The following is a 22,334-nucleotide window of genomic DNA, read 5'->3' on the forward strand; positions in this document are numbered from 1 at the left end:
GAGGAGCTATGAAGACTATTGCTATATTAACAAGTGGGGGCGACGCGCCAGGTATGAACGCCGTTATCAGATCTGTTGTAAGAACTGCTATATATAACGATTTAAAGGTTTTAGCGATAAAGGAAGGCTACAACGGATTGATTAAGGGAGACATCGAAACGATGACATTATCAAGCGTTGCTGACATTATTCACAGAGGCGGAACTATACTTAGAACTGCTAGAAGCGATGAATTTATGACGGAAGAAGGAATTAATCAAGCGCTGGAAGTGATAAAGAAGTTTAAAATAGATGCCATAGTGGTTCTTGGCGGCGACGGAACTTTAAGAGGAGCGAGGGAGCTAGCTAGAAGAGGCGTTAAAGTTATAGGCGTGCCATGCACTATAGATAACGACCTTGGCTACACTGACTACACTATCGGCTTTTTGACAGCGGTTGAGACAGCTGTTTCTGCTATAAGCAAGCTTAGAGATACATCTGAGTCACACGGTAGAGCCATAGTCCTTCAAGTCATGGGCAGAAACTGCGGCGATATTGCACTTTACTCGGGTATAGCTGGTGGAGCTGAATCGATAGTCATACCAGAAGTAGAATTAAATACGGATGCTATTATTAAAAAGATAAAAAACGGTAGAAAGAGGGGCAAAAAGCACCACATAATCGTTGCGGCTGAAGGGGCGCTTGATGCTTATGAATTGGCAAGAATTATTGAAGAGAAAGGTGCTATAGAGACGCGTGTAACTGTTCTTGGCTATGTTCAAAGAGGCGGCGTACCAACTGTTCAAGACAGGATACTAGCAAGTGATTTTGGATATGAAGCAGTAAATTTATTATTAAGTGGCAAATCAGGTTTAGCTTTAGGATATAGGAGCGGCAAGATTATAGAAGTAGATATAGACGAAGCACTTGAAACAAAGAAAGCTTTTGACAAAGATCAGCTTAAGATGGTGGATATATTATCGATATAGGAGAATTAAGATGAAAAAAACTAAGATAGTTTGTACAATTGGACCTAGTTCGGACTCATACGAAGTGCTAAAGGCGCTTGTAAACGAAGGAATGAATGTTGCTAGACTAAACTTTTCACACGGCACTCATCCAGAGCATAAAAAGAGGATAGACACTATAAAGAAGCTTAGGGATGATATTGATGAGCCTATAGCAATAATGCTTGATACAAAGGGACCTGAGATAAGGATAAAGACTTTCAAAGACGGCATGATTAGGATAGAGCAAGGACAAGACTTTACTCTCACAAGTGAAGATCTAGAAGGTGACGAGACAAAGGTCTCTGTCACATATAAGGACATTGCTAAGGATTTAAAAGCAGATGATAGAGTGCTTATTGACGATGGCCTTGTTGAGTTCACTGTAATATCAGTCGATGAGAAGAACGTTTATATGAAGGCTGTTAATAGCGGCGAGCTAAGCGATAGAAAAGGCGTTAATCTGCCATCGGTTAAAGTTAATTTACCAACGCTCACTGAAAAAGATATTGAAGACTTAATCTTTGGCATTGAAAATGATGTAGACTTCATTGCGGCCTCTTTTATTAGAAGCGCAAAAGATGTTTTAGAGATAAGAAAGATACTTGAGAGCAATGGTGGAGACGATATCAAAATCATTTCTAAGATAGAAAATTTAGAAGGCGTTCAAAATATTGACGAGATTATAGATGCATCCGACGGCATTATGGTTGCCAGAGGGGACATGGGTGTTGAACTTGATGAAGAGGACATACCATTAGTGCAAAAGGACATAATCAGAAAGTGCAATCTAAAAGGCAAATTCGTAATTACAGCGACTCAAATGCTTGACTCAATGATTAGAAACCCAAGACCAACCAGAGCAGAGGTGACTGATGTTGCCAACGCCATCTTAGATGGCTCGAGCGCAATAATGCTATCGGGCGAGACGGCAGCGGGCGCTTATCCAGTCAAGTCATGTGAGATGATGAGGAAAATTGCAGTAAAGATTGAGGACAGTCTTGATTATAAAATTGTTGTTGATAGCACAAACGATGAACACGAAATTAACATCACAAACTCCATCGCCAAAGCGACAAGAGAAGCGGCACTTGATTTGGATGCGAAAGTGATTATAGCCGCCACTACATCGGGGCTTACTGCGAGAAACATTTCAAAGTTCAAACCAAAGTCACCAATCATTGCTGCTACAACTAATGAAAAAGTCAGAAGGCAATTAGCGATTGAGTGGGGCGTCTACCCAATCAGAGCGACTCTTGCATCAAGCATAGATGATTTATTCTACGAATCTATAAATATATTAAAGAATATAAAATTTGTAAAGGAGGGAGAACTGGTTATTTTAACAGCGGGTATGCCGCTTGGAAAGGCTGGTTCAACAAACATTATGATGGTAAAGACAGTTGGCAAACTTTTATGCAAAGGCATGGGCATAGGCAAACATAAGATAAGTGCAAGAGCCTGTGTCGCTAAAAATGCTAAGGAATTAGAAGAAACTTTTTCAGATGGCGATATAATAGTAACTATAGGGGTATATAAAGATATGCTTCCATATATACAAAAGTCATCAGGCATAGTAACAGTTGAAGGCGGTCTAACTAGTCAAGGCGCTATAGTTGGCATTAATTACCATCTAGCAACAGTTGTTGGCGCTGGTGATGCTATGAACAGTATAAAAACTGGCGACATCATAAGCATCGATGCAACAACTGGAGAAATTTACGAAGGTAAAATTTTTGATGAAGAGGAAGTGATTTAATGGCTGATACAAGAAGCTCATGGCAAGAGTATTTCATGTCAATCGCTCACATGATAGCGAAGAGATCTACCTGCGACAGGGCCTATGTGGGCTGCTTACTCGTTAATAAGGACAACAGGATAGTCTCAAGCGGTTACAACGGCAGTATAAAAGGCAACCCGCACTGCTCAGAGATAGGCCACACAATGAGGGACGGTCACTGCATAGCGACTATACATGCAGAGATGAACGCGCTTTTATATTGTGCAAAAGAAGGCATTAAGGTAGATGGCTGTGTGTGCTACGTAACACACTTCCCGTGCTTAAACTGCACAAAAGCTTTGATTCAAGCAGGTATCAGTAAAATATATTATTCAAATGCATATAGGATAGACGATTATGCACTTGAATTACTTGATAAAAACCACATAGAACACATAAAATTAGATGTGGACATGGCGTAGTTAAATTTTTTAAAATAGGAGGTAAAGAAGATGTTAAAAGAATTCAAAGAATTTATTTCAAAGGGCAGTGTAATGGACCTAGCAGTAGGTGTTATCATAGGTGGAGCCTTCTCTAAGATAGTTAGCTCACTTGTAGATGACATAATCATGCCACTTATTGGACTATTACTTGGCGGAGCTGACATTAGCAATTATTTCATTACACTTGATGGCGGCAAATACGCCACACTTGCCGAAGCACAAGAAGCTGGTGCAGCTACTCTAAACTATGGATTGTTCTTAAACAGAATTATTGACTTTTTAATTATAGCTTTTGTATTATTTTTAATAATTAAAGCAATAAACAAAGCTAGAGCACTAACTAAGAAGCCTGAAGCAGAAGCAGCACCAACAACAAAAGAATGTCCATATTGTAAATCAACAATAGACATTAACGCAACAAGATGCCCTAACTGCACATCAGAACTTAAATAATTGGGGTGTATTATGACAATATTAAACAGAAGCGAAGTTGATAAGAATTTAACTTGGGATACATCGGCTATATTTAAATCAAAAGAAGAAGCTAGAAAAGAAGCAAATGATTTGTTAGAAGCATCTTTAAAGCTAAAAGAAAACTATGAAGGAAAATTAAATGATTTTGATACTATAGTCAAAGCTTTTAAAGAATACGAAGAGATAATTAAAAGATTCTCCTTAGTTATAGATTATGCATATCTAAACAAGGATGTCGACATGACAAACTCAGCTGAACTAGCCTTTTTCAATGAGCTACTAAATATGTATAACAAGCTAGATGAAAACACATTGTTCGTTGAGCTTGAGATAGCAAAGCTAGATATTCCAATGCTTGAAAAGCTTGAGAAGGTAGATGGCTTAAAAGTATATTTCCACAGCATTATTTTAAAGAAGAAAACTTATTTAAGCGATGCTGAAGAAAAAGTTATTCAAGCCTTTACACCATTGAGAATGGCGCCTGAACAATTGTATAACACAATTAAGTTACAAGACTTGACATTTGAACCATTTGAGGTCAATGGTAAGAAGTATAGTAACTCATATGCTTTATTTGAAGAAAAGTATGAGTATGATGAAGATAAGGACTTAAGAAGAGAGTCATTTAATCATTTCTATAAAGATCTATCTAAGACTGTCAATAGTACAGCGATGGCATTTAATTTGAATATGCAAAAAGATAAAATCATGTCAAAGCTTAGAGGCTACGATAGTGTAACAGATTATCTACTTGCTGAACAAGAAGTGCCTAGAGAAATCTATGAAAATCATCTAGATACTATAATGAAAGAGCTTTCACCAGTAATGAGAAAGTTTGCGAGAGTATTAAAAGATGGACTTGGCTTAGAAAAGATTAATTACTACGATTTAAAAGCAAATATAGATCCAGAATTTGATCCAGAAATAACACTTGATGGAGCTAAGGACTATATCTATAGTGCGTTAAACGTATTAGGCGATGAATATCTAGAGCAAATTAAGAAAGTCCTCGAAGGCAAAAACATTGACTACGTTGAAAACAAAGGTAAATACACTGGAGCATATTGCTCTACGCCAGCTGGCTTCCCATCATATATTCTTATGATATGGACAGGCAAGATGGACAGTGTATTTACTATGATACACGAACTTGGCCATGCAGGTAACTTTATGTTATCGCAAAAGTATCAATCATTCTTTGACTGTAACCCATCTATGTTCTATTCAGAATCACCATCTACAATGAATGAGATGATGCTTGCTAATTACTTGATGAAGAAGACCGAAGACCCTAGAATGCTTAGATGGATTTACTTCTCAATCATTGCCAAGACTTATTACCATAACTTTGTTACACATTTCTTAGAAGCTTATTTCCAAAGAAAAGCATATAACTTAGTTGATGAAGGACAAAATCTAGATGCAGATACATTAAACAGACTATATAAGGAAACACTAGAAGAGTTCTGGCAAGGTGAAGTAGAATTAAATGATGGCTGTGAAATGACTTGGATGAGACAACCTCATTACTACTCAGGTTTATACTCATACACATACTCAGCTGGTTTATCAATTGCAACAAACGTATCAAGAAAGATACTTGAAGACGATGAAGAAGCAGTAAGTAATTGGTTAAACGCAATTAAGCAAGGCGGTCTATATAACCCAGTAGAGTGGGCCAAACTATCAGGTGTTGACATCACTACTACTGATTCACTAAAGAACACAATTAGCTATATTTCATCAATAGTTGATAAAATTGAAGAATTAAGCAAAAATTTATAAAAAATTAACGAAAATACTTGACAATTAGAGTATTTTGTATTAAAATGTTTGTTAGTGTTTTAGAAAAGACCCGGAAACTTTTTTAAAAACAATGTTTTTTAAAGGAGGAAAAAAATGAGTTCATTTATGGCCAACGCTCAAAATATTGAGAGAAAATGGTTAGTTATAGACGCTGAAGGCAAAGTCCTAGGTAGACTAGCAAGCGAAGTTGCTAAGATCTTAAGAGGAAAACACAAAGCAACTTTTACACCACACGTAGATACAGGTGATTACGTTATCATCGTAAACGCTGATAAGGTAAAATTAACAGGAAAGAAATTATTACAAAAGAAACACTACTACCACACAGGATATCCTGGAGGACTTAGAGAAATCAGTTACCAAGATATGATGCAAAACAATCCTGAGATGGCAATCAGATTAGCTGTTAAAGGTATGCTTCCAAAGAACAGATTAGGAAGACAAATGTTTAGAAAATTAAAAGTATATTCTGGCCCAGAACACAATCACGAAGCACAAAAGCCAGAAAAGTATGAGTTTTAGAAAGGAGGACGAATAGATGGAAAAACTTATTCAAGGAACAGGCAGAAGAAAATCTTCAGTAGCAAGAGTAAGATTAGTGCCTGGAGATGGTAAATTTACTATCAACCATAGAGATATTGATCAATATTTAAAAGAAGAATTGTTAAAAAACATTGTTCGTGAACCTCTTAACTTAACTGATACACTTGGTAAATTTGATGTATACGTTTTAGTTAACGGTGGCGGATTTACAGGCCAAGCAGGAGCTATAAGACATGGCTTATCAAGAGCTTTACTTGAAGTTGATCCTGAATACAGATCAATCTTAAAGAAGGCTGGATTCTTAACTAGAGATCCACGTATGAAAGAAAGAAAGAAATACGGACTTAAGAAAGCTAGAAAGAGTTCACAATTCTCAAAGAGATAGTTTTATTACTATATATAGAAGTAAGACCTTGCAGATGCAAGGTCTTATTTTTGTGCAATTTTATATTTTATCTATTTTACTTAAGCCATTCTCACTTAGCTCATATATCTCATCAGCTACGTGATTAATAAAGTACCTATCGTGTGAAACAAAGAAGATTGCTCCACCAAAGTTTTTCATCTCATCACTTATAGCTGGCAATGACAAAGGTGAGATGTTCCTCGTCGGTTCATCCAAAACTAAAACATCGGGCTCCATAAGCTGCATCTTAGCAAAGAAGAGCTTTGCCTTTTGCCCGCCACTTAGTTCAGAAATTTTATTAATCACTTCATCTCTGGTAAACTTAAGAGATGCCAAATAAGTTCTTATTTTAGTTTCTTCTTCCTTAGTATAGTCCACTTTTAAATATTCAATAGCGTTATTATGAGTAATTAATTCATCTTCATAATTTTGAGGCATGTATGAAATGCGCAGGTCTTTACTAATATTATCCTTTATAATACTTAGTAGAGTAGTCTTGCCGGCGCCATTCTTTCCGACTATGGCAATTTTATTTTTGCCATATGACTCTAAATCAATATTATCGGCAAGTTTTTTATCAGCAACTTTTAATTTATCCAAATGTAGACTTAAAACACATTTACCATTCTCAATAAGTTTTTCCTTATTATAGTTAACAAAAATTTGTTCTTCAAAGTCTGGCATTTGCGTCATATTTTCTTTTTCCCACTCAATAAGTTTCTCGTGTGCTTTTACTTCGTGCATGGTCTTTTTAAGGTATCTACCTAATCTGTCATTCTTTTCTTTTCGCAAATCATGTTCAACGCTGTCGTGAACACGCCTCCAGCGCTCTTCCTTCTCTTCAATACGAGCCTTGTCATTTTTAGCTCTTTGCGCCTGAGTAAGAATTTGATCCTCTCTAAGCTTAATATAGCTATCGTAATCATTGCCGCTCACAGTGATACGAGATTTTGTCTTGTTTTGTATTAGCTCAAAGTGCATAATCTTAGTAGCGACATTTTGTATGAAGTAAGTATCGTGACTTGCAAAAATGATTTTGCCGTTAAAGTCTTTAAGAATTTTTTCAAGCACTTCCATCGATTTAAAGTCGATATCATTTGTTGGCTCATCAAGAACAAGTAGGGAAGGGCCCCTTGCAATTGCAAGAGAAATTAAAATTTTCATTCTCTCTCCGCCAGAGTAAGTCTCAAGCTTTCTTTCTAAATTGCTCACATCAACATTAAAAGCGTTTATTGCTTTATAAAAATCACTTATGTCGACAGCAAGTCCATCACTAGTGTATATAAGATCACTCAAGCTTTTATCAAGCACATCACTTGTAGCTATCTGTGGAACCATGGCTATGGATTCGTCACGGCTAATCTCGCCACTTATTTCTGCGTAGCTAAGAAAATCTTCCGCGTTTGTAATTGCTTTAAGCAGGGTAGACTTTCCATTGCCTTCTTCACCAATAAGAGCAAGCCTATCACCATCATTTATCGAAAATGTTAAATTGTCAATTATAGTTCTTCCATCTTTTTTTAGTCTGATTGTTAAATTTTTTATCTGCATAGCGTGCTCCTTTACTCTTTATTATACTAATTATACTACAATCACTCACTGAATACAATTATTTACAAATTAGTAAAAATAATAGCTATTTTATTAGTAAAAAAACGATTTATATGGTATAATAATAGTGATGGTTTGTCTATGAACTATAGTAAAGTATTTTTATAGGCATTACCACTTAAACGATAAATTGCAATATTGTTTTACTAAGGAGGCCTTATATTTTGTATTAATGCCATATAGGCATATTTTAAAATATTCCTTGTAAAAAGATTAGAAATATTGTATATTATAATTGTAGATTAAGGAGGATGAAAAATGGAAGGCAAAAAAACTGCTTTATACGATGAACATGTTAAACTAGGCGGCAAAATTGTTAATTATGCTGGATGGTTACTACCTGTTCAATACTCAGGATTAATCGAAGAACACAATGCAGTAAGACAAAAACTTGGTGTATTTGACGTATCTCATATGGGTGAAGTATGGGTTACAGGTAAGGATGCATTTGATTTTGTAAATCATCTAATTACTAATGACCTAACTGTTATTGAAGATGGTCAAGTACAATACAACATTATGTGTTACGAAGACGGTGGTGCAGTAGACGACTTACTTGTTTACAGATTTAATCAAGATAAGTTCTACCTTGTAATTAACGCTGCAAACGTTGAAAAAGACGTTGAATGGATTACAAAACAAGCTAAAAACTTTGATGTTAAGGTTGAAAACGTTTCTGATCAAACATCTCAAATAGCTGTTCAAGGACCTCTTGCTCAAAAAGCTGTACAAAAATTAACTGATGTCGATTTAGACACAATCAAATTCTTCCACTTTATTGATGGATTTGAATTAGCTGGTAAAAAAGTTTTAATCTCAAGAACTGGTTACACTGGCGAAGACGGATTTGAAATTTATACTGACAACGAATCCATAGTACATCTTTATAAAGAAGTAATGAAGGCTGGAGAAGAGTTTGGTATCGAACCATGCGGACTAGGATGTAGAGATACACTTAGATTTGAAGCAATGCTACCATTATACGGTCATGAAATATCACAAGATATTTCACCAGTAGAAGGCGGATTAAACTTCTTCGTAAAACTTAATCAAGAAGCTGACTTTATTGGTAAAGAAGCTCTTAAGAAGATTAAAGAAGAAAAGAAGAGAACACTTGTTGGCTTCGAAATGATTGATAAGCCTATACCAAGAGAAGGCTATGAAATTGAAAAAGATGGCAAGAAGATTGGCTATGTAACAACAGGATATCTTTCTCCAACACTTGGCAAAAAGATAGGTAACGCTCTAATCGATGCATCTTACAAGGAAATGGGTGCTGAATTTGATGTAATTATCAGAGGTAAGGCTCAAAAAGCTAAACAAATTAGCAGAAAATTCTTAAAAGACGTAAAATAATATTATAAAAATATAGGAGGAAATTATTATGGAAATTAAAAAAGGTTTACTTTACACAGAAGATCATGAATGGGTTAAAGTTGATGGAAACATCGCTACTATCGGTTTAGCAGACTATGCTCAACACAACTTAGGTGACATAGTTTACGTTGAACTTCCTGAAATCGATGACGAATTCGAAAAAGGCGACGCAGCAGCTTCAGTTGAATCAGTAAAAGCAGCTTCAGAAGTATTTACAGCAGCAAGCGGAAAGATAGTTGAAGTTAACGAAGAACTTGATGATGAACCAGCTCTAATCAACGAAGGACCTTACGATGCTTGGATATTCAAGATTGAAATGAGTGACCCATCAGAATTAGACGACTTAATGGACGACGAAAAATACGCTGAATTCGCTAAGGAGGACTAGTATGTATCCATATCTTAGTCAAACTCCCGAAAATATAAAAGAGATGCTTGACAAGATAGGTGTAAAGTCTGAAGAAGATTTATTTGACTGTATTCCTGAAAGTGTTAGATTTAAAGGTGAATTAAATTTACCTAAACACAAATCAGAACTAGAAGTTAGAAAGATTATGGGCGAACTTGCAGATATGAACTGCTCAACAAATAAGAAAGTTTGTTTCTTAGGAGCAGGTGCATATGACCATTATATCCCATCAGTAATTGGAGCTATCGCTTCAAGAAGTGAATTCTATACTTCATATACACCTTATCAACCAGAAGTATCTCAAGGAACTCTACAAATGATATTTGAGTTCCAAACAATGATGTCTAACTTAGTAGGTCTACCTATAACAAACGCTTCACTATATGATAATTCTAATGGTGTTGTTGAATCAGCTCTTATGTGCTGCAACACAACTCGTAAGAAACAAGTTATAGTATCAAAAGCGCTAAGCCCATCAGCTAGAATGGTTTTAGGCACATATACACACAGCCACAACATCGAAGTTGTTGAAGTAGACATTAAAGATGGCGCTACTGACTTAGATGATTTAAAGAATAAACTTAGTGATGACGCTGCATGTGTAATTATGCAAAGTCCTAACTTCTTCGGTGTTATCGAAGACATGAAGGCTGCTTGCGACTTAACTCATGAGTTAAAGAAGACTTACTTCATCGCTGACGTTGACACTAACTCACTAGGTATACTTCAAAGACCTGGCGACTACGGCGCAGATATCGTTGTTGGTGAAGCACAACCATTTGGTATACCACTATCTTATGGTGGACCATACCTTGGATTTATCTCATCAACTGATAAGTTCATGAGAAAATTACCAGGCAGAATCGCTGGTCAAACAGTTGATAAAGATGGTAATAGATCTTGGGTACTAACATTAACAGCCAGAGAACAACATATAAGAAGAGATAAAGCTACTTCAAACATTTGCTCAAACCAAGGATTAAACGTACTTTGCGCAACAATTTACATGGCACTTATGGGCAAGAAGGGCTTAAGAGAAGTTTCTGAGCAATGCGCTAAGAAGGCTCATTACCTACAAAAAGAAATCTGCAAATCAGGCAAATATAAATTATTGTTTGATAAACCATTCTACAAAGAATTTGTTATCACTAGCGACATAAGCATAGATAAGATAAACGAAGCACTTAATGCTAACGGTTTCATGAACGCATTTAACCTAACTTGGTTCTATGGCGATGAATACAAAAACACATTTATGCTTGCTGTTACTGAAAAGAGAACAAAAGAAGAAATGGATAAATTAGTTGAAGTATTGGAGGGTATTGAATGTTAGATAGATATGATAAAATAATATTTGAAATTTCAAGACCCGGTAGAACTGGATACAATTTACCAGATCTTGATGTAGAAGATACAAAGATTGACAGTTTAATTCCTTCTGATTATCTAAATAAAGAAGAATTAGACATGCCTGAGCTATCGGAAGTGGATGTAGTTAGACACTACACAAACCTTTCTATAAAGAACTACGGTCTTGACAATGGTATGTATCCACTAGGATCTTGTACAATGAAGTATAACCCTAAGATTAATGAAGAAATAGTTGGCTTAAGTGGTTTTAAAAATCTTCACCCATATCAAGGCGATGGATGCACACAAGGCGCTTTAAAATTAATGTATGATTTAGCTGAATCATTAGCTGAAATTTCAGGTATGGATGCAGCTACACTACAACCAGCAGCTGGTGCTCACGGAGAATTAACAGGTGTTCTTTTAATCAGAGCTTATCATGAAGCAAGAGGCGATATGAACAGAAACAAGATGATAATTCCTGACTCTGCTCACGGTACAAATCCTGCAACATGCTCTATGGGCGGTTTTACTCCTATAGAAATTAAATCTGATGAGAATGGCTTAGTTGATCTAGAAGCACTAGAAGCAGCTATGACAGAAGAAGTAGCTGGTTTAATGCTTACAAACCCTAACACATTAGGCTTATTTGATAAAAACATTGAAAAGATTGCTGAGATAGTTCATAAAAAAGGCGGTCTACTATATTACGACGGAGCTAATATGAACGCTGTTATGGGACACTCAAGACCTGGAGACATGGGCTTTGACGTAGTTCACTTTAACACTCATAAGACTTTCTCTACACCACACGGTGGAGGAGGACCAGGTGCAGGTCCAGTAGGATGTAAGAAGGAATTAATTCCATACTTACCTAAGCCAGTTATAGCTAAAAACGGTGATAAATACTTCCTTGACTATAACAGACCAGAAAGTATTGGTAAAGTAAAAGACTTCTACGGACACTTCGCTATCCTAGTAAGAGCTTACACATATATCTTAACAATGGGCTCAGATGGTTTAAGAAAAGCATCAACAAATGCTGTATTAAACGCAAACTATCTACTAAGCTTATTAAAAGAAAATTACAATGTGCCATATGATACAATTTGTATGCATGAATTTGTTTTAGGCGGACTTAAGAATGCTGATGCTGGCGTAACAACACTAGATGTAGCTAAGGGACTAATCGACAGAGGATTCCATCCACCAACAGTATACTTCCCATTAATTGTTCATGAAGCATTAATGATTGAACCAACTGAAACAGAAAGTAAAGAAACATTGGATGCATATGCAGCTGCTCTTAACGATATAGCTAAGGTAGCTAAAGAAAATCCAGAAGACTTACTAAATGCACCATTAACAACAAAGGTATGTAGACCAGATGAAACATTGGCAGCTAGAAAGCCAGTTTTAGTCTACACTAAAGAAGAACAATAGTAAGTAATATATGGGGGCACAAACAAGTGCCCCTAATACATAATTATTTTGTAGGAAGGTATAAAATGAACGCAAAATTAAAGTCTAATTTATTAATAGTTTTGGGAGCCTTTATGGTTGCCATAGCTGTTTATTTCTTTTTAACTCCAACTAATATGACTATAGGTGGAGCAACAGGCATAGCCATAGTCTTGTCATACTTATTAAATTTGCCAATGAGCTATGTTTTATTTGCAACGAACATAGTTTTGTTCGCACTAGGTTTTTTATTCATAGGTAATAAATTTGGTATAAAGACAGTACTTACATCACTTGGTATTTCGTTTATAATATTTATTTTAGAAAAAGTAATTCCACTAGATGGACCGATAGTTGATGACATGCTCTTACAAATGATCATTGCAGTTATAGTTTCTGCAGTAGGTATGGCCATCATACTTAATCAATATGCATCTATTGGCGGAACAGATATATTATCAAAGATCATAAATAAATTCACAGGGCTTGATTTAGGTAAGGGAGTACTTTTATGTGACCTAGTAATCACATTATTTGTAGGCATAGTATTTGGCTTAGAGATAGGACTTTATTCCTTGCTTGGAATAATAATGAACGGACTTATTATAGATTTTACTATAGATGGTTTAAACACATCTAAAAACATTATCATAAACACTGAAGATCCAGAGCTTGTTAAGAATTACATCGTTAAGGACCTTAATCACTCAGCTAACCTTTATAAAGCTGTTGGAGCTTATACTGGCGAAGAGCGTACGGTTATTATGACTGTTTGTTCAAGAAGGGATTACTTGCTTCTTAAGAGATTTATTCAAAAGAATGCACCTAATTCTTTCTTGGTTGTAATGAATGCTAGTGAAGTATATGGATTTAGATGGAGAAATATTTTAGACTTATAATTTACTTTTGGAGGTACTATGTTTGATTTTGATGAAATAATTGATAGAAGATCTTTATCAAGTGCTAAGTATGAACTTTCTCGTTTAGCAGGCAATGATGATTCAGTAATACCATTTACAATGGCAGATATGGATTTTAAAACAGCACCTGAGGTTAAAGCTGCTTGTCTTAAGAGAGCTGATAAAGATTTTTACAGCTATACTAAAGCAGGTGATGATGTATATGAGGCCATAATCAATTGGCAAAAGGATATGCATGAGCTTGATATCAAGAAAGAGTGGATAGTATTTACACCAGGTACTGTTCCTGGTCTTGATCTTCTTATTAGAAGTATAATAGAAGATGGCGAGAAGATCATTATACAGACACCGGTTTATCCACCATTCTTTAAGTTCTCTAACTTAAAGAATATGGAGATTCTTGAAAATAAACTAATTTTTGAAGATGACAAATACAAGATAGATTTTGAAGATTTAGAAGAAAAAGCTAAAGAAGCAAAAGCACTAGTCCTTTGCAATCCACACAATCCAGTTGGCAGAGTATGGACTAAGCCTGAGCTTGAAAAGATATCTGAAATTGCTTACAAACATAATCTATATATATTAAGCGACGAAATGCATCAAGATTTTACTTTTAATGGCAATTTTTATACACCTATAATGAGAGTGTTCAAAAATTATGAAAAAGTGGTTTCATTTATGGCGCCGTCAAAAACATTTAACATAGCTGGTCTAACGACTTCATATGCTATAATCCCTGATGATGATTTAAGAGCAAAGGTTAATGATGTAGCTAGTAAATCGCTTATGGGCGGAGTAAATCCATTTGGTTTATGTGCTCTTAAAGCTGCCTACAATGACAGCAGAGACTGGTATAAAGAGATGATAAAGTACTTAGAAGGCAATATAAACTATGTTTCAGAAGAATTTTCTAAGATAGATGGCATTAAATTTCAAAAGCCTGAAGGAACTTATTTAATCTGGGTAGATTTATCTGATTTAAATTGTGACCCAAAGAAAATGCATGAGATATTTATTAAGAACAAGATATTCTTATCAGACGGAACAACATTTGGTGATAAGTATTCTGTCAGAATTAATCTAGCTTATCCAAGAAAGATAATTGAGTTCTTAGTAGAACGTTTCAACAAATCGATTGAAGAGATAAAAGCATTAAGTTAATATAAAGAAAAATATAGAGAGCCTGAGCCCTCTATATTTTTTTGTATTCACTGGCTAAATTGTCTATATATTTAATTACTATATCTTTAATATTTTCCTCGATAAATGGATTTTTAAGACCACTAAGCTCTATACTTTTTAAGAAATCTTCTTTGCTGGCGTTCTCCATAAGCGTAGTCATCTTTTTTAAAGCATTTTCTCTGTCATCTGTAAAATTATTATAATAATCAAGGCCACTTAAAGCGCCTAAAGCGTAGTTAATTGATAGCATTGGCGTATTGAATAAGGTGTGGTAATTAAGCCACCACATGCCGACATCGAAAACATCTTGTTCTATTTTTAAAAAAGGAAAATACTCTGAGTGAAGCTTTCTAAAGATTTCATATCTTTCGTCTACATCAGTCTTTATATCTAGGTAGAGACTTTCTTCAAACTCATTTATCAAGCAGTAGAAGAGTATGTCATACAAAACTTTTATCTTATATGCAAGAGCATATTTTTTGTCATCTTTAGTAAATAGTTCATCGGCAAAGCTTAAGATAATGAAGGCAAAGGCAGTTGAGTATGCGCGAACTATATCGTCCTGCGGATTGGTATACTCAATAAGCTCGTTATAGGAACTCACGTAGTTAATCAAAGTGTAGCTAAGACAAGTGATAAAATTCGAAAAGTCTTTGTCGCTTCCTTTATAATTTGTAAAGATGTATGAGATATCATAGTTATGAAGGTATGAGGCGTAGGTCATATTGACCTTATTAGCTCTCGGTTCTAAGTCTAGACTGTTCTCGTCAAAGATCTTATTAATTATTTTTGAAAGGTATGGATTGTATCTCTCTAAATTTTTTGCTATAGTCTTTAATAATAGGTAAGGATCCTTTAATGGTATTGGATTGTATTCTTTGAAGTAGACTCTTAGGTCGTAGGTATATAAAGCATCTATGCCAAGTTTATCCTTTTGTATATCAGCAATTATGTGAGCGTTAGAAGCAAGATACTTCTTTATCGCGTTTCTAAAACTAACAATATCATTGTGGTCGTAATCAATTCTGCATCTGTCTTTGTCAGAGAAGTCAAGGTAGCCATCAAAGCCAAGCCTCTTAGCTATTTTATGCCTAATAACAACAAGGTCTCTGTACTTTTCTTCGTAATATCCCTTACACTCTGTGTTATTGTTATTCATAGCAATAATTAGCTTTCTTCTTTTTTCTCTATCAGCTAAGGAAATGTATTTAGATAAGTTTTTATTAGTAATTTTCTCACCATCGCAATAGATGGCTCTCGAATCTCTATAGTCAATAATTTCTTTTAATATTTTGTTCTCGTTAATATTTAAGCCAATAACATCTTTAGAGTATAGGTTTTGCATTATCTTTAGCTTATCAAAGAAGTATTTGCCCCATCTTTTCTTAAGCCTATCCAAGTCATCATCATCTAATAAAGTCTGAGCAAATTTAATACAGGCCTTATTAAACTCATCCTCATTAGCTTCAAAATATTTAAACTCATCACTAAAAAACTTGTTTGTAGTATCCTGTGTATATCTTATAAACACATACTCGTAGAAGCTATCGTAGCGCCTTTTGATTATGTCTACAGCTCTGATTATGCTGTTCTTCTCATCATAGCTTTTAGTTCTTGCTAGGCGAGTAGCGTAAAAATTAATAAGGTTTGCTTCGCTGATTATATCTATTCTTTTGTAATACTTTTCTATGTCTTCGAATTTCATTTTATTCATCCTTTATATTTATATAAATAATTATATATCATTATCAAAGCTTTTTCAATCAAATATGAATAATTAGAAAAATTTAAAAAAAGTAGTTGACAAGGCTTATCATATGTGATAGAATGTGAATGTTAAAAATATACCGCGGCAAATATATTTTTAGAGGTGTTTTAATGTCAAGTTTAAACGGACCAAGAGTAAGAACGGTCAGAAGATTAGGCTTAAATGTCTATGGATTAGCGAAAGCTAATAAGGGTATGAAAAAAGGAGCTGCACGTTCAGATAAGAAATTATCTAACTACGGACTTCAATTACTAGAAAAACAAAGATTAAGAGCTTACTACGGAGTGCCAGAAGTTCAATTAAAGAAGGCGTTCTTAAAAGCTAAGAAATCTAAGGACCAAACAGGTCACGCTCTTATCAAATTACTAGAAACAAGATTAGATGCATTTGTTCTTAGAGCAGGATTTGCTCAATCAATCAGACAAGCAAGACAAATGGTTGTTCACGGACACATCCTTGTTGATGGTAAGAGAGTAGATAAACCAGCTTATCAATTACAAGTTGGACAAAAGGTTAGCTTAAAAGAAAAATCAAGATCAAACGAAATGTTTAAGGAAAACTTCCAAACAGTTGTTGGAAACTCATATCCTTACATCGAAAAAGATATTGATAAATTTGAAGCTGTTCTAGCAAGATTACCAGAAAGAGAAGAAATTCCAATAGAAATCGAAGACGTTTACGTAGTAGAATATTATTCTCATTAATAAATTAGCTCTCAGTACATATGTGCTGAGAGCTTTTTCATGTATATACTTATTTTATTTTAATGGGATTTATCCGTCTTTTATTAGTATGTGAAAACTTTATCGTTTTCTGTAATTATTGCTTCGTGAGTATTTTCACCCATATCTTGATTGTACTTCTTCATCAAGTAGTTATAAAGGTCTTTCTTTGAATTAAACTTAAGTAATTGATATGGCTCTTGGAAGCTTAATTTTTCTAAGAAGTAAACTTTGCCTTGATCTTCATACATGAGTCCAGTGTGACCAATGAACAAAATGTTGCCGTCAATTTCATCGTTTGAGTTTAAGTAGACAGAAACTACTTTTACATCGTCATTTTTAAATTTAATACCTCTTTCATTAAACCCCTCAATGATTAAATCTTCATATTTTGCTTTTTCGTCATTAACGTTTATTGGAGCATAATAAGTAATGAATTTCTTTAATTCATCTTCATTAAGCAAGTTCTTGTCGCTTATTGCTTTTTTATCAAAATCCAAAACAGAAGATTTATCTTCAATTTCTTTAGCGACATCTAAGCTATTTTTAATAAGTGAAAATGTAGTTATTCTGCAGTTAACGTCTAAGGAATCAGGATTCTTCTCAGCAAATTTATCCATGCTATTATAATAAGCCACTTCATCATTATACTTAGTGAAGTCACTAGCTAGTTCATTTGCATCCGCACTTTTATTGTACTCATCAAGATTCTTAATGAATGCACTTACGTCTCCATCGTCAAGGCCCTTATCGCTAAGAGTCTTTTTTAATTCGTCCTTAGTCTCATCCTTTGTAAGATTAGTGTACATTATAGTGTTATCGTCCTTGTCACTTGGAGTTTGTGCGTCACTATCAACTGGCCCATCTGTCACATTGTTTGCATCATTAGTCTTAGGCGAGCAAGAGATAAGTAAGGCCGCCATTGACAATGCTAATAGAATTTTAAATATATTTTTCATATAACCACCTCAAGTAAAATTATAATTTACTGGGGAGCGCCTGTCAATTAGGTAAAGCTTACAAAATAGTAACAATTTCACCATAATTATATTGATGGAGATGTATAAACTCTTTATCTTGACATAAAATAAAGCATCGTTTATAATTGAAGTATATAAAAAGGAGGAATCGATATGAATTCAAAAGATTTAGCAATGGATTTAATTAATTTTATTGACGCAAGTCCATGTGCTTTTTTTGCTGTTAAGGCAATTGAAGAAGAACTTAATAAGAATGACTATAAAGAACTTAAAGAAGAGGACAAGTGGGACTTAAGCTTAGGCGGAAAGTACTTTGTAAAGAAGAACGACTCAGCCATCTTAGCTTTTGACATTCCAAAGACTAAGGAAGATCTTGCTTTTAAGATCATCGCATCTCACTCAGACAGCCCGTGCTTTAGAATAAAGCCAGCAGCTGATATATATCAAAACGGCTATCACAAGCTTAATACTGAGGTTTATGGCGGTGCCATCTTGCACACATGGTTTGACAGAGCTCTATCAATAGCTGGTAGAGTATATACAAAGAACGAAAAAGAGGCACTTCACCCTCAAATGCACCTTGTAAATATTGACAAGGACTTAATGAGCATAGTAAGTCTATGTATACATCAACACAGAGAAGTAAATAAGGGTTTTGAAATAAATGCACAAAAGGATACACTTCCAATACTTGAACTGATTAATGATACTATGGAAAAACTTAAATTGGAAGATATTTTAGCAAAAGAACTAAAAGTAGCTAGAGAAGATATCCTTGATTTTGATTTATTCTTATACGATAGAGAAGGTGGTAAGATACTTGGCTTAAATGACGAGTTTATGCAAATAGGTAGACTTGACAATTTAGCTATGGCTCATCTTTCATACAAGGCTTTATTAGCTAACGATGCTTCAGATGCCATCAATCTAATCTATGTTTCAGATAACGAAGAAGTTGGTTCTATGACTAAGCAAGGCGCAAACAGTCCATTCTTAAAGAATGTTATGAGAAGAGTAGTTTTAGCACTTGGCTTAGATGATGAAGAATTTTATAGAGCAAAGGCAAAATCATTTATGATATCATCTGACCTTGCTCACGCTTATCACCCTAACTATCCTGAAAAGTGTGATATAACTAATATGCCTAAGATGGGCGAGGGCGTTTGCATCAAGTATGCTGCAAATCAAAGCTACACATCAGATGCAGAGTCAGCTTCTGTATTTAAGCAATTTGCAGAAAAAGCTGGAGCAAAGGTACAAGCTTTCTTAAACAGATCAGACGTTCGTGGCGGCTCAACTATTGGCCCAATAAGCTCAACACAATTAGATATAAAATCAGTGGACATTGGTAACCCAATACTTGCTATGCACTCAGTTAGAGAGTTTGGCAGCGTTGAAGATCATTATAATTTGTATAAGATATTTACAGAGTTTTTTAAATAATGAAAAATAAAAAAACGAAAATTTTTTCCTTAGTTGTTATAGCAATATCCATTGTTGCTGTAATTTTAAGCGCTTATTTTATAGACGGACCTGAAAAAATACTTCAAACAGTTCGCCAAGCAAAGGCGCCTTACTTAGTACTAGCTGCCTTTTTAATGTTTTTATTCTGGTTCTTTGGATCTTTATCATTAAATTCTTTGTTAAAGGTTCTTGGAGCTGGATTAAGACCAGTTGATTCATTTAAAGTAACTATGACTGGAGCATTTTTTAATGCCATAACGCCGTCATCAACTGGTGGACAGCCAATGCAAGTTTTAAGGATGAAAGATTATGGCTTGGCTCCGGGATTATCATCTTCAGTTATAATACTACTGATTATTATCAATAATTTGGTTACACTAATACTAGCGATATTCTCAATGATATTTTCATATAAGAATTTAGGAGAAAAATTATTTAGCTCAGTATTGATGCTAGCAGGTGTATTTTTAAGCCTTATAGTGACTTTTGCAATTACATCTGTAATTATATTTCCAAATAAGAGCAAGAAATTCATGGTAAAAGTAGTAAGGTTTTTTAACAAGAAGAATCCTGATGAAAAAATTAAAAAATTTGAAAAGCAAATAGATTCTTTTTATGACTCTTTTAGAGTTTTCAAGTGCGAAGGCTTATACAAATTGCTTCCGTGTGCTTTTTTTGTAGCGCTACAAAACATATCACTATGGACAGTTCCTCACGTTGTTTTCTCAGCTTTTGGAGCTGTAACTACTAATGCGGTACTAAGTGTATGTGCTGCTTGTTTAGTAGCTCTTATATCTGGCTTTGTACCACTACCTGGGGCTGCCCTTGGAGCAGAGGGAGCCTTTGTAAGCATTTTTAAACCTTTATATACTAATATCTCATCAGTTGGGATAGTAGTAATCTTATGGAGGCTATTTACTTTTTATATGCCAATTATAGTTGGGGCATTTTTCTGTATTAATTTTAAAAAAGAAGTAGAAAAAGAGGTAGAAAAAAATGAATAATGATGAAAAAAAGTATGTGCCAAGCGTTGAAACAATCCTTAGAAGACACGTACAAAAGGTGCCAGAAGCTGTTTATAGATGCTCGGGCATAAATATAAAGGGTAAAAGAATAAAATCATTAGTTTTCTCAACAGACGTTGCCATCATTAGAAATACCAATGCAGATGGGGTTATAGCTGTTTATCCATTCACACCAGAGCTATCTATAACTAAGGCGATACTTGATGTATCACCAGGACCTGTTTTTGTTGGCGTTGGTGGTGGCTTAACTACTGGGCAAAGAAGTATACAGATAGCTTTTCAAGCAGAATTATATGGAGCCTTTGGTGTAGTGGTTAACGCTCCAATGAAGAACGAAGTAATTAAAGAGATGTCTGACTATATTGACATACCTGTCATAGCGTCCATTGCATCATACAACGACGATATTGAAGGCAAGATCAATGCTGGAGCAAGGATACTTAACATAGCTGGTGGCAAAGACACAGCAAATTTAATTAGACACGTAAGAAAGATTGTTGGAGATAAGTTTCCTATCATAGCTACAGGCGGCCATAGTGATGAACATATACTTGAGACAATAAACGCAGGAGCAAACTGTCTTTCATACACACCAAGAACATCACCAGAGATACTCGAAGACATTATGATTGCTTATAGAGACAAATAAAGTAATTCACCTCTAGCTTTAGAGGTGTTTTTCATGTGCCAATGATTTTATTAAATCGATTAAGACTGTTATATTGACTAGACTTATATTGAAAAAAATTATTGTTTATGATATAATTATCATGAAATTTTATGTAGAGGTATTAAATGAACAATTTAGGTAAAACAATAGAAGCAAAAGTAATTAATCACAAAGGTGATGAATATACTCTTGAAGACTTTGATAAAAACACTTATCATATTAAGTCTAATGAAAGGAATTACGACGTAGGAGATACTGTTAAAATTTTCAACTATCCAGTTGATAATGAGATTGTATCTACTTTTCGCATGCCATTTATAGAAGTGGGCGAGATTAGAGAGCTAAAGGTAGTCAGCAAGACAAGGATAGGCTACTTCTTAAACATGGGCCTCGATAAGGACGTCTTGCTACCATTTTCAGAGACAATTAGAGAGCCAAAACTTAATTCCATGGTTCTAGTCAAATTGTATATAGATAAGTCTGGTAGACTTGCGACAACTATGAAGATAAGAAAGACTTTAGAGAGATCTAGTGGTATTCACAAAGGTGACATTGTAGATGGTGTTATTTATAATATTTCAAGAGAATTTGGCTTGTTTGTTGCAGTTGACGACAAATATGAAGCCATGGTTCAAAAGAAGGATGTCTTTGAAGACTACGATCTAGGAGAGAGAATGAAGTTTAGGGTACAAGCTGTTCGCGACGACGGAAGGCTTATACTAAGTACTAAGCTTGAAAAGTCGGCTTATGACGAGCACAAGAGTGATTCACTAAAGGTTTATGAAATACTACTAAAGAATAAAGGAAAGATGAATTACGCAGATAAGAGCGATCCTGACGAGATTAGGAAGGTCTTTAACATGAGTAAGTCATCATTTAAAAGGGCAATCGCCATTTTGTACAGACAAAGAAAAATAATTATTAATGACGATTCCATCGAAATTAAGGAGGATTAAT

At 34.8% G+C, this 22,334-nt stretch carries 21 protein-coding genes; 18 read left to right on the forward strand and 3 right to left on the reverse strand.

Translation table 11 applies throughout. The features are described from left to right. The first annotated feature begins 8 nt into the window (after positions 1 to 8). The 7 genes from pfkA to rpsI all read left to right on the forward strand — a co-directional run bounded on the left by pfkA (position 9) and on the right by rpsI (position 6,417). A complete protein-coding gene (gene pfkA, locus BN3004_RS05795) occupies positions 9 to 968 on the forward strand; it encodes a 6-phosphofructokinase (RefSeq protein WP_058260256.1) in 960 nt (319 codons plus the stop codon). A 10-nt stretch (positions 969 to 978) separates the two neighbouring features. Beyond that, positions 979 to 2,745 (forward strand): pyruvate kinase, encoded by a 1,767-nt coding sequence (gene pyk / locus BN3004_RS05800; RefSeq protein ID WP_058260257.1) that lies wholly within the window; start codon positions 979 to 981, stop codon positions 2,743 to 2,745. Further along, entirely contained in the window at positions 2,745 to 3,188 is a 444-nt protein-coding gene (locus BN3004_RS05805) for a deoxycytidylate deaminase (protein WP_058260258.1), read from the forward strand. Before pyk ends, BN3004_RS05805 begins: the two co-directional genes overlap by 1 nt. 30 nt (positions 3,189 to 3,218) lie before the next feature. Then, positions 3,219 to 3,662 carry a large conductance mechanosensitive channel protein MscL gene (gene mscL, locus BN3004_RS05810; protein ID WP_058260259.1) on the forward strand — a complete coding sequence of 148 codons (444 nt, stop codon included), beginning with the start codon at positions 3,219 to 3,221 and terminating at the stop codon, positions 3,660 to 3,662. 12 nt (positions 3,663 to 3,674) lie between these two features. Next, complete coding sequence (pepF, locus tag BN3004_RS05815; protein WP_058260260.1) at positions 3,675 to 5,468, forward strand: oligoendopeptidase F; 1,794 nt, start codon at positions 3,675 to 3,677, stop codon at positions 5,466 to 5,468. 114 nt (positions 5,469 to 5,582) lie between these two features. Beyond that, a complete protein-coding gene (gene rplM, locus BN3004_RS05820) occupies positions 5,583 to 6,011 on the forward strand; it encodes a 50S ribosomal protein L13 (protein WP_058260261.1) in 429 nt (142 codons plus the stop codon). Positions 6,012 to 6,027: 16 nt separating this feature from the next. Further along, positions 6,028 to 6,417, forward strand: a complete 390-nt coding sequence (gene rpsI / locus BN3004_RS05825; RefSeq protein ID WP_058260262.1) for a 30S ribosomal protein S9 — start codon at positions 6,028 to 6,030, stop codon at positions 6,415 to 6,417. A 60-nt stretch (positions 6,418 to 6,477) separates the two neighbouring features. Here rpsI and BN3004_RS05830 read toward each other — a convergent pair whose 3' ends face one another. Next, the gene (locus tag BN3004_RS05830) at positions 6,478 to 7,989 is read right to left on the reverse strand and encodes an ATP-binding cassette domain-containing protein (protein ID WP_058260263.1); all 1,512 of its coding nucleotides are present in this window, start codon (positions 7,987 to 7,989) and stop codon (positions 6,478 to 6,480) included. Positions 7,990 to 8,307: 318 nt separating this feature from the next. On the opposite strand from BN3004_RS05830, the gene gcvT reads away from it, so the two are divergent. The 6 genes from gcvT to BN3004_RS05860 all read left to right on the forward strand — a co-directional run bounded on the left by gcvT (position 8,308) and on the right by BN3004_RS05860 (position 14,727). Beyond that, complete coding sequence (gene gcvT / locus BN3004_RS05835; protein WP_058260264.1) at positions 8,308 to 9,405, forward strand: glycine cleavage system aminomethyltransferase GcvT; 1,098 nt, start codon at positions 8,308 to 8,310, stop codon at positions 9,403 to 9,405. A gap of 28 nt (positions 9,406 to 9,433) precedes the next feature. Then, positions 9,434 to 9,814: a glycine cleavage system protein GcvH gene (gcvH, locus tag BN3004_RS05840; RefSeq protein ID WP_058260265.1), complete on the forward strand. Its 381-nt coding sequence runs from the start codon at positions 9,434 to 9,436 to the stop codon at positions 9,812 to 9,814. 1 nt (position 9,815) lies between these two features. Then, positions 9,816 to 11,168 (forward strand): aminomethyl-transferring glycine dehydrogenase subunit GcvPA, encoded by a 1,353-nt coding sequence (gene gcvPA / locus BN3004_RS05845; RefSeq protein WP_058260266.1) that lies wholly within the window; start codon positions 9,816 to 9,818, stop codon positions 11,166 to 11,168. Then, positions 11,162 to 12,628 (forward strand): aminomethyl-transferring glycine dehydrogenase subunit GcvPB, encoded by a 1,467-nt coding sequence (gene gcvPB, locus BN3004_RS05850; RefSeq protein WP_058260267.1) that lies wholly within the window; start codon positions 11,162 to 11,164, stop codon positions 12,626 to 12,628. Before gcvPA ends, gcvPB begins: the two co-directional genes overlap by 7 nt. Positions 12,629 to 12,693: 65 nt before the next feature. Continuing rightward, positions 12,694 to 13,545, forward strand: a complete 852-nt coding sequence (locus tag BN3004_RS05855; protein ID WP_058260268.1) for a YitT family protein — start codon at positions 12,694 to 12,696, stop codon at positions 13,543 to 13,545. An 18-nt stretch (positions 13,546 to 13,563) separates the two neighbouring features. Next, positions 13,564 to 14,727 carry a MalY/PatB family protein gene (locus tag BN3004_RS05860; RefSeq protein ID WP_058260269.1) on the forward strand — a complete coding sequence of 388 codons (1,164 nt, stop codon included), beginning with the start codon at positions 13,564 to 13,566 and terminating at the stop codon, positions 14,725 to 14,727. Between the two features lie 31 nt (positions 14,728 to 14,758). Here BN3004_RS05860 and BN3004_RS05865 read toward each other — a convergent pair whose 3' ends face one another. Continuing rightward, positions 14,759 to 16,453 (reverse strand): gluzincin family metallopeptidase, encoded by a 1,695-nt coding sequence (locus BN3004_RS05865; RefSeq protein WP_058260270.1) that lies wholly within the window; start codon positions 16,451 to 16,453, stop codon positions 14,759 to 14,761. A gap of 173 nt (positions 16,454 to 16,626) precedes the next feature. Here BN3004_RS05865 and rpsD point away from each other — a divergent pair, with 173 nt between their 5' ends. Continuing rightward, a complete protein-coding gene (gene rpsD, locus BN3004_RS05870) occupies positions 16,627 to 17,220 on the forward strand; it encodes a 30S ribosomal protein S4 (protein WP_058260271.1) in 594 nt (197 codons plus the stop codon). Between the two features lie 83 nt (positions 17,221 to 17,303). On the opposite strand, the gene BN3004_RS05875 is transcribed toward rpsD, so the two are convergent. Beyond that, positions 17,304 to 18,197 carry a DUF4300 family protein gene (locus BN3004_RS05875; RefSeq protein WP_058260272.1) on the reverse strand — a complete coding sequence of 298 codons (894 nt, stop codon included), beginning with the start codon at positions 18,195 to 18,197 and terminating at the stop codon, positions 17,304 to 17,306. 174 nt (positions 18,198 to 18,371) lie between these two features. Between BN3004_RS05875 and BN3004_RS05880 the strand changes: the two genes are divergently transcribed. From BN3004_RS05880 to BN3004_RS05895, 4 genes are all read left to right on the forward strand, one after another. After that, a complete protein-coding gene (locus BN3004_RS05880; RefSeq protein WP_058260273.1) occupies positions 18,372 to 19,661 on the forward strand; it encodes a M18 family aminopeptidase in 1,290 nt (429 codons plus the stop codon). Beyond that, the gene (locus BN3004_RS05885; protein WP_058260274.1) at positions 19,661 to 20,686 is read left to right on the forward strand and encodes a lysylphosphatidylglycerol synthase transmembrane domain-containing protein; all 1,026 of its coding nucleotides are present in this window, start codon (positions 19,661 to 19,663) and stop codon (positions 20,684 to 20,686) included. Before BN3004_RS05880 ends, BN3004_RS05885 begins: the two co-directional genes overlap by 1 nt. Beyond that, positions 20,679 to 21,356 carry a hypothetical protein gene (locus BN3004_RS05890; protein ID WP_058260275.1) on the forward strand — a complete coding sequence of 226 codons (678 nt, stop codon included), beginning with the start codon at positions 20,679 to 20,681 and terminating at the stop codon, positions 21,354 to 21,356. Before BN3004_RS05885 ends, BN3004_RS05890 begins: the two co-directional genes overlap by 8 nt. A 146-nt stretch (positions 21,357 to 21,502) precedes the next feature. Continuing rightward, a complete protein-coding gene (locus BN3004_RS05895; RefSeq protein WP_058260276.1) occupies positions 21,503 to 22,333 on the forward strand; it encodes a CvfB family protein in 831 nt (276 codons plus the stop codon). The last annotated feature ends 1 nt before the right edge of the window (position 22,334 follow it).

It is taken from the genome of Fenollaria timonensis, from assembly GCF_001457835.1.
Taxonomy (GTDB): domain Bacteria; phylum Bacillota; class Clostridia; order Tissierellales; family Peptoniphilaceae; genus Fenollaria; species Fenollaria timonensis.